Raw genomic sequence first — 11,390 nt, forward strand, 5'->3', positions numbered from 1 at the left:
AGCGTCGGGTATCGCGCACCTGCTGGACTCCTGTTGATGACTGACCGATGCCGGCCTGCTGGCTTGGAGGCTGGGGAGTGGGGAGTGGGGAGTCTCGGGGCGAACTCCGCCGAGGGCATTCGGCAGCGGCATGGCCGGCCTTCAAAGTCCTTTGGCCGGGAAGTTGGTACGGATAGTCGGAATCAGGCAATACCCCTGTTTTCCGAGCTGGATTTTGAAGCCGTGAACGAGCGGCTATGATGAACGCGCCGAGTGCAAGTAAGGTCACGAAGGCCCCTACAATAAACTTTAGAGGAGACTACGTCGATGTCGAACGTGCGCGCCCTTGTCCTCGAACGCCAGCACGAACTCAAGCTGCGTGACATCGATCTGCCACAGACCGTCGGCCCGGGCGAAGTTCGCATCAAGATCCATACGGTGGGCATTTGCGGCTCCGACGTGCACTACTATACGCATGGCCGCATCGGCCCATTCGTGGTCGAAGCGCCGATGGTCTTGGGCCATGAAGCCGCCGGCACCGTCTCCGAAACGGGGGAAGGCGTCGAGCATCTGAAGGTCGGCGACCGCGTCTGCATGGAGCCGGGTATCCCCGATCCCAATTCGCGGGCGAGCCGGCTCGGCCTCTACAACATCGATCCAGCGGTCAGGTTCTGGGCAACGCCGCCGATCCACGGCGTGCTGACGCCCTATGTCGTCCACCCCGCCAACTACACTTTCAAACTGCCCGACAATGTCAGCTTCGCCGAAGGCGCCATGGTGGAGCCCTTCGCTGTCGGCATGCAGGCGGCTGCCAAAGCAAAGATCGCGCCGGGCGACACGGCGGTGGTGATTGGCGCAGGGCCAATCGGCACGATGGTGGCGATCGCGGCGCTCGCCGGCGGCTGCGCCCGCGCCGTTGTTGCAGATCTCGCCCAACCCAAGCTCGACATCGCCGGCGGCTATCAAGGCGTGATCCCGATCAACGTCCGCGACAGGAACCTGGCGGCGGAGGTAAAGCGCCTGACCGATGGCTGGGGCGCCGACGTGGTGTTTGAATGCTCGGGCTCGTCCAAGGCATGGGAGACCCTGCTCGATCTGCCGCGGCCCGGTGGCGCGGTAGTGGTGGTCGGCCTGCCGGTGGCGCCGATCGCATTCGATGTCGCCACCGCCTCGACCAAGGAAGTTCGCATCGAAACGGTATTCCGATATGCCCACCAATATGAGCGGGCAATCGCGCTGATGGGGTCGGGCCGGGTCGACCTAAAGCCACTCATTTCGGCGACCTTCCCCTTCGAAGATTCCATCAACGCCTTCAACCGCGCAGTCGAAGCCCGGCCCGCGGACGTAAAGCTTCAGATCCTTTTGCCGGATTAAGGCGAGTTCCAAAGCCCCCGGGCTGTCCTCCTGATCTCCTCGATGCGTTGCGTAGCCTTCCGGGCTTGTAGCAAGGGCATTGGCAACCCAGTTTTTGTTGGCATCAACCGAGCCTATCGCCTGAGCGGTTTCTCCTGAAAGGTGGCTTTCAACAACGCGAGCTGGCGCGCAAGCAAGGAGGAACACATGAACTGGGATCAAATCAAGGGAAAATGGACGCAGTTCAAAGGCAAGGCGAAGGAGCAGTGGGGTGACCTCACCGACGACGATCTTGATCGCATCGAGGGCAACCGGGACCGGCTTTTGGGACGTATCCAGGAGCGATATGGCATCGCCAAGGAAGAGGCAGAGCGCCAGGTAGATGACTGGTCCCGAAGCATCAGCTGAGCCTTGGGCGCAACGCCGTCTGCTGCGCCACCACCGGGGTAAAACTCTGCGTCGCCCGCCGTGCCGACTGGTGCGGTGGCTCTTTCGACAGCGAGGCCCGCGAGGAACCTTTAGCCGCATCTAATGTTCCACTTGCGTGGCGGGCTTCGCCCCGGCGTGCGCCCAGCCCAGATGCAAGGAGTGCAATCGTGAACAACATTATCTGGCTGGTCGGCGCCATCGTGATCGTAATCGCCATTTTGAGCTTTTTGGGTCTGCGATAGGCCTTAGCCCTCTCCTCGACCTCTTCGATTCGGCAACGGCTCCCTCTCGGCGTGGCCTCACTGCCCGTTGCATTCAAGCAGGTCAGACTTAGGTCCCAAGCAAGATACTCAAGGATTGGACCGAAGCCCCGGCTGAGGAACGTAGCCGGCTGGTTCACGTTGTGGTGAGCTTTGGCGCGACGAAGATGCGTCCGGGCAGAAGAGTTCAAAGCCAGGGAGGAGAGGCCCGACGCTCCGAACGGGCGTCGGGCCTGGGCGTAATGCAAACAATCAGCAGACTGTTCAATTCCCATGCCCAGGCAGCACGTGCCGTGGCCAAGCTTCAGGCTGCCGGGATTCGTCGCCGGCAAATCAGCGTGGTCGGATCTTACAACGACAATGATGAACCGATCAGCGTTGCTGGATATTACGACGATGAGATGAGCGCTCTCTGGCGGGGTGCGATTGCTGGTGCCGCACTTGGCGCGACGGCTGGTCTGTTGGCCGGCTTCAGCGCTTTTGGAGTTCAAGACGTTGATCCCGCGGGGATGACCGGCATGGCCCTGGTCGGTGCGGCGTGGGGCGGCTTTGCCGGCGTGCTTCTCGGAACTTTCGCCAATTCTGCCCAGAAGCCGCGCAAGCCGAAGATCGCAGAAGGTGTCGTACTGGTGATGGCCCGCATCGATGAAAGGCAGGCCGGCGCCGCGCATACGGTGCTCCGGAGTTTCGCGGAGATGCCTTCCGGGCCGATGAAGAGGAGCGCTTTGCCAAGTTCAAGCCGGCTCCGCGTCCGATCTGGTGCCCGATGAAGTTTGTTTCGCGAAACGGCAATTCAAACCGGAGGCGCCCGACGAAAGCTTGGCAAACCAACACTTTGGAAGCATGCGGGCTACTTGCCGTCGTGTTGTCCTTTATTATTACCGTTCTGTTGGTTGGTCTCATCCTTGGCTGAACCCATGCCCCTGCCACCGGCGACACTATGCCGGGCAACTGGCGAAGGTTGTGGCCAGTTCGAAGGATTAAACCATTCGTGCTAAGCGTTAATAGCGTGTAGCCATAGGAGAGGACGCCAACGTGGACAAACGGGCTGAAGGAGACGCGGAGAAATTGGCTCGAGGCGAGTTCGAGCTCAGAGCCGAACGATATGGTGTGAACGCCTTTCTTCTCGTTGTCGAACTCGTAAATCTGCTGGAAAAGCGTGGAACGATCAGCAGCGACGACGTCGCGAAAATAGCCGAAGCCGCCGCACTTGCCGTTGCCGCATCCAGCGAACCCGACGTGAACAGCATCAATCTGTTGCAGGCCATCGCTGCCGCACGCCGGCCCAAATAGGCTTATATCAAATCCGCCAGCAATCGGCGCCCACCGATAAACGCTATATTGAACTGATCTCGATCGAGCGTGCGGAGCCATTCCATGTGCAATGACTACGAGCAGCACATCGCTTGGGCCGAATACTGCCGGATGATGGAATCGCTGGCGCTCAAAATCCCCAGCCATCAAACCGAACTGGATCTGCCGCAGGCGGATGACATCCACATCAACGACCCCGCACCTGTAATGCGCGCCGCCGGCGACGCAATCGAACTGGCGTCGATGACATTCGGCTTTCCCCCGGCCGGGCCAAAAGGCGGACCTGTATTCAACTTTCGCTCGGAGGGCCGGCAGTTCAGCAACAGCAAGCGCTGTCTCGTTCCGGCGTCGGCATTCTTCGAATTCACGGGAACGAAATATCCAAAAACCAAGCACAGGTTCACGCTGAATGGCCATTCGTTCATGGCGATTGCCGGGCTGTGGCGCGAGGGTGTCGGCAACAAGCCGCCGACGTTCACGATGCTGACGAGCGAGCCAGGGCCGGACGTGGCGCCATATCACAACCGGCAAGTGGTTGTGCTGCGGCCATCGGACTGGGCGGCCTGGATCCATCTCACGAGGTCCGAGGCTGAACTCCTGCGGCCGTTGCCGGTAGGGTCGCTCAGAGTGGAGACAGCTCGGGCAGGTTCGGAGTAGGAACCATCGGAAAATTGCGCGCTGAGCTGCGGCCGCGCCTCACGGCGACGCGCGCCATGCTCAGAACGAATGCCCGCGCGATATAAGCGCTTCAGCCCCGCTTGACGTAGCCGGCGGTGACCTCGTCCTTGTGGGCGGCGAAAGCTTCCAGGACTTCGGTTTTCTCAGGCTTCGGAATCTTGAAATGATCCAAGGTCCGCCCGAGTTCGGCTGCGACCTCATCGAATTCCGCGGGGGAAATCCGCAGGTCGCGATGCGCCTCCTCGAGGCCGAGCGGCGTCGTGCCGGGCTTGGTGGCGACGAACTTGAAGGGCCCGCCAGAAACGTCGCAGACCCACAGCGTGCGCATGAACTTGAGGCCGGGCAACCTTTCAAGGTTCTTGGTGTGCCATTTGCGCAGCTGCGGATTCTTGGACTTTTGGCCTACGATCGGGTTCCTTACGACGGCGTCGCTGAAGTGATCGATCACCGCTGCGATGGCAAACACGCCGCCCAGCCGCTCATACAGACTTTTCTCGGATGTGGTTTTCTTCGTCTGCGCGAGCGCCTTGTCGGCAGGCAATACCGACGTCGATGCGGCGGTCAGCGCCAGCGCGGCGACAACACTTCGTCTTGTCAGAGAAGTCGAAATTTTCATCCCTGGTTCCCTTCGAGGTTAGGCCAGAGCGAGCCGCAGCCTGTCTGGCGGGCTTCATGAAATGGCATTCGGACACTTTGCCGTATTTTAGCACCGCCTAAAGAACTAACGAGCCCTTCGCCCGAATTATTCCGATTGACCGCATTGTCATGGTCAACATGCGTAAAGGTCGCGCGGATGAGGAAGGCTTAAGCACGCGTCGCCGCACGCGGCAGAGGTCGCGAAGCCACTTCGGCCGCATCGGCGGCCCGATCGATGTTGCGGGCACCGTAGTGTTCCTGACCTCGCTGGCGGCGGTCGCCTGCGGCCAATAGCCTGTGCTTTTCGAAGATCGCGAGCTTCTGCGGATAGGTCATCCGCACCTTGGCGTTGCAACCGTCGCATCTGAAGTGCGCGATTGTTCTTAGTGCAGAGCCCTTTCTTACCGCCGGATGCAAGCAATCCGGACATTCGAATGTGAGCGCGACATCCGATAAGTCTTCGGCTAAGCCCATTTCCGTCCCCTTCGCAAGCTCGGTGGCTACACTCTGGCGATTCTCAATGGGCAATTCAGATGCCAAACGGCTGTGCCAAAGCGGGACTAGGCCAATTCGCCTCGGAACGCCCGCCAAGCTAGTGCGCCTTCTCTGCCCCTTTTGAGCGACGAAGAGACCTAACTTCCTCCAGCAGTTCGCGCTCATTGGTAGTCACGTTTCGGAAGATTGCGACAATCATCACCGCTAAGGCTTCGGCATCCAGGCTTAGAGGGTCAATGTGCTCATCTGCGCAAACCTGATCAAACACGCGTTCACAAATAGCCAAATCGTGAGGGCTGAGGCGAGTGCGATTGAAACGCCGGCGCGACATTTGCGAGCCTTCGACGCCCGCCGCCCCGTTGCAAAAGAAGCGGGCCTTGGCAAGAAACGCGAGTCGTTGAACGATTGTTCCCGGCTGCAAGCTTTGTTAAGCCGCCTGCAGCAGGGCAGACCAGAATGCATTCCCCACGCATCATGGCGCATGCGAGCGCCGTGAGGTGAGTGTGCAAGACCACAGCTTTTGACGAGCCTGTGCGCGTGACACTCGGCAGGTCGCGGGGCGCCATATTTTTCGGCAACCTCGCCAACCGCGCACAATCACCATCGAGCAGGTCAAGGAGGCCTTGGAAAATGCGCCAGCGAAACAATCTGATGCTGCGAGAGAGGATTGAACGCTAAGTGTCCCTAATAAAATCAATTATTTACGATGAGTTTTGTAACGTCGTGACGGGCGACAAAATGGCTGGGAATCACTTCTAGCCTGCGGTTCTGGCGGGATGCCAAAAGACCCGCCTCGCCTTTACTGTTTTCTCTCCAAGGCATTCTAGATCAAGCCTTCATTTGAATGCCTGGACCTTCGCCGCGCCGCCAAGCACCAGGAACCGAAATACGTTTACGACGATCCGTATGCGCCGTGATGATAGATCAGCGCCGGGCCGGGCTCTCCGCTCACCACATGCCGGACGCTGCCGAGGATCAGCGCGTGGCTGTGGCGAATAATAGTATCCTCAACCGTGCAGTCGACCGCGGCAAGCGCCTCGTCGAGTGCCAGTGCGCCGCTTGCAAGGCTGGACCAGCGAGCGCCCTCGTAGCGCGCCGACCCCTTCAGGCCACCGCGCCCGGCAAAGCGGTCGGCAATCGCGATCTGGTCGGCACGCAGCACATTCACGCAGAAATGCCGATGCCGGCTGATGGCTGCCCAGGTAGACGAGTTCAGATTGATGCTGACAACCATCACCTCTGGTTCGACCGATAGGGAATGGGCGGTGGTAACGGTTGCGCCCGTCCGTTCGTCGCCAACACCTGCGGTGACCACGGAGACAGCTCCGGCCAGGTGTCGCATCGCAAATTTCAGGGGAACCCGGGTTTCCACTAAGGTTTCCACTAGGGGAACGCGTTCGGTCAGTGTCATCTGGATAGCCTCATCGTGTTTGCAGCTTCACGACGCCTTGCGACGCAACGCCGTTTGGTATCCCAACCATTGGTGAATTTCGGCGGCGATGCGCTCGGCATGTGCGGTGACTTCGGGAATTCCCATCAGTTCGCCGACGCTGCCTCGCGCCAATGGCCCGCTGACGAAAATGCTGTCGGTCGGGCGCCCGGATGTGCCGACCGCACGGCCTTGGCTGTCGGTCTCCAAACCAAGACCAATCGGGTCGAGCCGGACCAGTCCCATCCGCGCGAGCGCCGCAATCGCCGTGTTGGTCCGCAAGATATCGGCGTGCGCCGGTCCGGTCGTCACGACCACACTGTCGAAAGCCTCGACAACGAGGCTGCGTTGGCCACGCAGCCGCTGCCTGACGCAAATGCGTCCGTCGACCTGTTCGGCGCCGACAATCGTTGCGGCGCGATAGGCAAGCTTGCCCTCGGCGACGCATCGATCGAGCACGTCCGCAACTTGCGGCGCGAGGCGGAAGCGATGCACGTCCCAGAGCGCACGAAGATGGCGTGCCACACGTCGCTGCTCGGCCAGCGGCAAGGCCTGCCAGATGGTTTGTCCCTGACGTCGGACAGCATCGAGCACCGGATGCCAGTCTTCGCCCCGGCGCTTGGCATCAAGGATCGTTACCCGGATGCGCCTGAATAGTGCCGTTGCGCTGCGTGAAGGCAGGGTCGTGAAATCGCCAATTGGATCGGCCAGCATCGCGGCTTGGCCGCGCGAGCGATAGCCGTGGCGTGACAGCGCGACGATGTGGCCACGATGCCCCTTGCGGTCGAGCGTTGCAATCACGTCCGCCGACGTCAGTCCGGTGCCCACGACCAGGACACGGTCGTCGCGGCCGATCGCTTCCAGCCTCTCGAGATCATAGGGATTGGCCACCAGCCCGGCTGTGCCAGCCACGGACTTCAGGGGCATCGGCAAGGCCGGCGGCGGATGCGTCGTCGCAATCACCACGGCGTCGGCAGCGAGCGCCCCGCCATCAGCGAGGATCAGACGGTAGCCCTCGCCGGTGCGCTCGACCGATGCGACCGCGGACCTGACATGGCGGATCGTTTTGCTGAGAAGGAAGGGCCGGAGATGAGATTCCACATAGCGCCCGAAAACGCGACGCTGCGGGTAGAGTGCTCCGTAGGCGGCAATAGCCTCGGCATCGTCTACAATGGCTCTGGTCTGCTCCAGCCAGTCGGCAAAGTGGCTGTCCTGGCCGGAGATCAGCGTCATTCTCGACGCCGGCACATTGATGCGATGTGCCGGATCGGCCGTGGAATAAGCCAGACCATAGCCGAGCCCCTCGCGGGGCTCGACGACCACGATATCGGATGCACCGGCCGGGAGCAGTCGCGCCAGATGAAACGCAGTCGCCGCACCTGAAAAGCCGCCGCCGACAATCGCTATGATCGGTGCGCTGGCGCTCAAGACTGGCTCGCGCGCAGCGCCGACGGGCGATGGTCGCCGGCCACGGTTTCGCCGAAGGGGCCCATGTTAACCGCCGTCGGCCGCGTCGAGATTTCGTGATCGAGCGGCAACAGCGGCAGCACCAGTTCGCCGAAGCGATAGGCTTCCTCCAGATGCGGATAGCCGGACAGGATGAAGGTATCGATGCCGATGCGCCGGTATTCGTCGATGCGCTCCGCCACCGTCGCCGCATCGCCGACCAGAGCGGTGCCGGCGCCGCCGCGCACCAGGCCGACACCGGCCCACAGATTCGGACTGATTTCGAGTTTGTCGCGACGGCCGCCATGCAGCCGGCTCATGCGCGACTGGCCGACGGAATCCATGCGCGCGAACACCTTCTGCGCCTTGGCGATCGTCTTGTCGTCCAGACGGCTGATCAGCCGATCGGCATCGGCCCAGGCTTCGTCATTGGTTTCACGGACGATGACATGCAATCGGATGCCAAAGCTCACCGCGCGTCCCGCCTTCTCGGCAAGGCCGCGCACATGGTCGACCTTTGCGGCGACATCGACCGGTGGTTCGCCCCAGGTCAGATATTTGTCGATCTGCTCGGCGGCGACTGCATTCGCCGCCTCCGACGAACCACCGAAATAGAGCGGCGGATGCGGCGTCTGCACAGGCGGGAACAGCAGCCTTCCGTCCTCGATGCGGAAGTGCTTGCCTTCGAAGGCAATGGTCTCGCCGCTGAGCACGGCCTTGTAGATATCGAGGAATTCCCGCGTCACCTCATAGCGCTCGTCATGGCTGAGGAAGATGCCGTCGCCCTTGTTCTCGACCGGGTCGCCGCCGGTGACGACGTTGATGAGCAGGCGCCCGCCCGAAATGCGGTCGAGCGTCGAGGTCATCCGCGCCGCGAGCGTCGGCGACTGCAGCCCGGGACGGACGGCAACGAGGAAGCGGAGCCGCTGCGTCAACGGCGCCAGCGCCGACGCCACGACCCAGCTGTCCTCGCAACTTCGGCCGGTCGGCAGCAGCGCGCCGTAATAGCCGATGGCGTCGGCGGCCTTGGCGACCTGGGTCAGATAGGGCAGGTCGACCGCCCTGCCCCCCTCGGAGGTGCCGAGATAGCGGCTGTCGCCATGGGTCGGAAGAAACCACAGGACCTTGATCCTGTCGGGGATGGCAGTGCTCATGAACAGTCCTCTATGACTTTACGGCGTTCTCGCTCAGCTCCAGGCGTGTAGCGGCGGATTGACGTCGTTCAGGTAATAGTTGCCGAGGATCGCGTATTTCCAGCGCACCGGATCGTGCAGCGTGTGGGTTCGGGCGTTGCGCCAGTGCCGGTCGAGATTGTGCTCGGCCAGTGTGGATCGCGTGCCGGCGAGTTCGAACAGTTTGTTGGTGGCGTTGATGGCGATCTCGGTGGTGAGGATCTTGGATTCGGCAACCGCGATCTGCGCTTCCGCGACGGTCTTATCGTTCGGATCGGCCACGGCGCGGTCGACCGCCAGCCCTGCCTTGTCCAGAACGGCCTGCGCCGCATTGGCCCGCAGGCGAAGGTCACCGACGGCCTGGATCGTGTAGGGATCCTGCCAGGCATGATCGACGCCGCTGTCGATCCACGCGCGCGACTTGGTGCGCACGAAGCTGACGGTTTCGTCGATCGCCGCGTTGGCGATGCCGAGATCCACAGCAGCCTGGATGATCTGGAAGATGGCGCCGTCGGCCGTCGGCCGGTCATAGCCCTTGTAGCCGGGGACGAGATGCGTCTTCGGCACTTTCACATTGTCGAGCAGGACTGTGCCGGACAGCGTCGTCTTCTGGCCGAAGCTCGACCAGTCGTCGATGACCGTCAGTCCGGGCGCGCCGCGATCGGCGATGGCATACCAGGCCCGGCCCTCGTCATCGAGCGCCACGATCGGCACCAGATGGGCGAGCAGCGCGCCGCTGGAATAGAATTTCTGGCCATTGACCACGACGTGGTCGCCAGCGTCGACGAATTTGGTCTCGAAGTCGGCCGCCCGCTTGGAGCCGAATTCCGAGAACGCGTTGCCGAACCGCGTGCCGGACAGAACTTCGGCGAAGAGCAACTGCTTCTGGGCCTCGTCAGAGACGGTGCGGATGGCGGCGACGACGCCGAGATGGTTCTGCGGAATCTGGCCGAGCGACGGATCGGCTGCCGAGATGATGGTGATCACCTTCGACAGCGTCACATAGGAGAGTTCCGGTCCGCCATAGGCCTTCGGCACGTTGATCGACCACAGGCCGCTCTGCGAAAACGCATCGAGCTCTTCCTTCGGCCAGATGCGCTCGCGATCCCGCCTGGAGGCGTCCTTGGCGAAGTCTGCGGCCAGTTTTTCCGCCACAGCGATCGCCTCGGCGTCGGTCTTGATGACATGCGCTCTGGCCGACGGACGCTCGACCGGGGGGACGGCGCTGCGGATATCGGACGGCTGCTTCGATTGGATGGTCATGCTGCGGTCTCCTTGGGAAAATGTTGCGATGGAAGCGGCGTGCCGCCGAGATAGTAGGTCTTAATGTCGTCGCGCTGGCGCAGGTCGGCGGCCGACCCTTCCAGCACGCTCTTTCCGTTTTCGAGCACGGTGGCGTGGTCGGCATATTTCAGCGCCACTGCCGAATTCTGCTCGGCGACAAGGATCGAAAGATCTTCGTCCCGATTGAGCCGCTTCAAAGCGCTGAAAATCTCGTCGACGATCAGCGGCGCCAGCCCCATCGAAGGCTCGTCCAGCACGAAGAGTTTCGGCCGCGACATCAGACCGCGGCCGATCGCCGTCATCTGCTGCTCGCCGCCGGAGGTGAGGCCGGACCGGGTTCGCCGCTTCTCGGTGAGCCTGGGGAAAAGCGCATAGACGCGGTCGAGGTCGGCCTTGACGCCGGTGCGGGAGGACGAACGCCCGAGCGCGCCGGTCAGAAGGTTCTCCTCGACCGTCAGCGAGCGGAAGCAGTGTCGGCCCTCGAGGACCTGGACCAGACCCTTGCGGACGAGGTGAGAGGGGCTTGCCCTGGAGACATCCTCGCCGTCGAAAGTGATCCGACCAGCGGTAACAGTGCCGCGCTCGGCCGGGAGGAGATTGGATACGGCGCGTAGCAGCGTCGTCTTGCCGGCGCCGTTGGAGCCGAGCAGTGCGACGATCTCGCCTTTGCCGACCGACAGGTCGACACCGTGCAGGGCGGCGATGGCGCCGTTGTAGACGGCCTCCACGCGACTGACCGACAGGATCGGATTTTCCGGGCTGGACATCGATGACTCCGCAATAGGCAGGAAATCGCGGGCCGGCCCCGGGGGCGCCCCGCCGGGTTATTGGATTTATTTGTGAGACCGCATGAGGAGCGGTGGGGCGGGGGGGGGTTTTTTGACGATATAAGGCCGAATCGCCAGGCCGCAGCAA

13 protein-coding genes are annotated in these 11,390 nt (G+C 62.1%); 4 read left to right on the forward strand and 9 right to left on the reverse strand.

All coding sequences use genetic code 11. From position 1 onward, the window contains the following. Positions 1-306 precede the first annotated feature (306 nt). Together NKH04_RS27980 and NKH04_RS27985 are read left to right on the forward strand one after the other, a co-directional pair. Positions 307-1,353: an NAD(P)-dependent alcohol dehydrogenase gene (locus NKH04_RS27980; RefSeq protein WP_352819562.1), complete on the forward strand. Its 1,047-nt coding sequence runs from the start codon at positions 307-309 to the stop codon at positions 1,351-1,353. 186 nt (positions 1,354-1,539) lie between these two features. Further along, a complete protein-coding gene (locus tag NKH04_RS27985) occupies positions 1,540-1,740 on the forward strand; it encodes a CsbD family protein (protein ID WP_352541863.1) in 201 nt (66 codons plus the stop codon). Here the strand turns inward: NKH04_RS27985 and NKH04_RS27990 are convergent. After that, positions 1,733-2,692 carry a hypothetical protein gene (locus NKH04_RS27990; RefSeq protein WP_353045299.1) on the reverse strand — a complete coding sequence of 320 codons (960 nt, stop codon included), beginning with the start codon at positions 2,690-2,692 and terminating at the stop codon, positions 1,733-1,735. The two genes, NKH04_RS27985 and NKH04_RS27990, sit on opposite strands and share 8 nt — an antisense overlap. A gap of 364 nt (positions 2,693-3,056) precedes the next feature. Between NKH04_RS27990 and NKH04_RS27995 the strand changes: the two genes are divergently transcribed. Continuing rightward, on the forward strand, positions 3,057-3,314 hold the full coding sequence (locus tag NKH04_RS27995; RefSeq protein ID WP_031211977.1) for a hypothetical protein: 258 nt from the start codon (positions 3,057-3,059) through the stop codon (positions 3,312-3,314). 84 nt (positions 3,315-3,398) lie between these two features. Continuing rightward, positions 3,399-3,992 (forward strand): SOS response-associated peptidase, encoded by a 594-nt coding sequence (locus NKH04_RS28000; protein WP_352618957.1) that lies wholly within the window; start codon positions 3,399-3,401, stop codon positions 3,990-3,992. A gap of 91 nt (positions 3,993-4,083) precedes the next feature. On the opposite strand, the gene NKH04_RS28005 is transcribed toward NKH04_RS28000, so the two are convergent. From NKH04_RS28005 to NKH04_RS28040, 8 genes are all read right to left on the reverse strand, one after another. Then, on the reverse strand, positions 4,084-4,554 hold the full coding sequence (locus NKH04_RS28005) for a group I truncated hemoglobin (protein WP_352541739.1): 471 nt from the start codon (positions 4,552-4,554) through the stop codon (positions 4,084-4,086). A gap of 263 nt (positions 4,555-4,817) precedes the next feature. Beyond that, positions 4,818-5,123, reverse strand: coding sequence for a hypothetical protein (locus NKH04_RS28010; protein ID WP_353045300.1), 306 nt, complete (start codon positions 5,121-5,123; stop codon positions 4,818-4,820). A 118-nt stretch (positions 5,124-5,241) separates the two neighbouring features. Next, positions 5,242-5,565 carry a hypothetical protein gene (locus tag NKH04_RS28015; RefSeq protein WP_352475073.1) on the reverse strand — a complete coding sequence of 108 codons (324 nt, stop codon included), beginning with the start codon at positions 5,563-5,565 and terminating at the stop codon, positions 5,242-5,244. Between the two features lie 471 nt (positions 5,566-6,036). After that, a complete protein-coding gene (locus tag NKH04_RS28020; protein ID WP_353045301.1) occupies positions 6,037-6,555 on the reverse strand; it encodes a flavin reductase family protein in 519 nt (172 codons plus the stop codon). A gap of 27 nt (positions 6,556-6,582) precedes the next feature. After that, a complete protein-coding gene (locus NKH04_RS28025) occupies positions 6,583-8,001 on the reverse strand; it encodes an FAD/NAD(P)-binding protein (protein WP_353045302.1) in 1,419 nt (472 codons plus the stop codon). After that, positions 7,998-9,173, reverse strand: a complete 1,176-nt coding sequence (ssuD, locus tag NKH04_RS28030; protein WP_353045303.1) for an FMNH2-dependent alkanesulfonate monooxygenase — start codon at positions 9,171-9,173, stop codon at positions 7,998-8,000. The genes NKH04_RS28025 and ssuD overlap by 4 nt, the downstream gene beginning before the upstream one ends. A 33-nt stretch (positions 9,174-9,206) precedes the next feature. Then, complete coding sequence (locus NKH04_RS28035) at positions 9,207-10,454, reverse strand: SfnB family sulfur acquisition oxidoreductase (protein WP_352772557.1); 1,248 nt, start codon at positions 10,452-10,454, stop codon at positions 9,207-9,209. Then, positions 10,451-11,242, reverse strand: a complete 792-nt coding sequence (locus NKH04_RS28040) for an ABC transporter ATP-binding protein (protein ID WP_352772560.1) — start codon at positions 11,240-11,242, stop codon at positions 10,451-10,453. Before NKH04_RS28040 ends, NKH04_RS28035 begins: the two co-directional genes overlap by 4 nt. Positions 11,243-11,390 lie beyond the last annotated feature (148 nt).

Source organism: Mesorhizobium sp. M1365 (assembly GCF_040317865.1).
GTDB lineage: Bacteria > Pseudomonadota > Alphaproteobacteria > Rhizobiales > Rhizobiaceae > Mesorhizobium.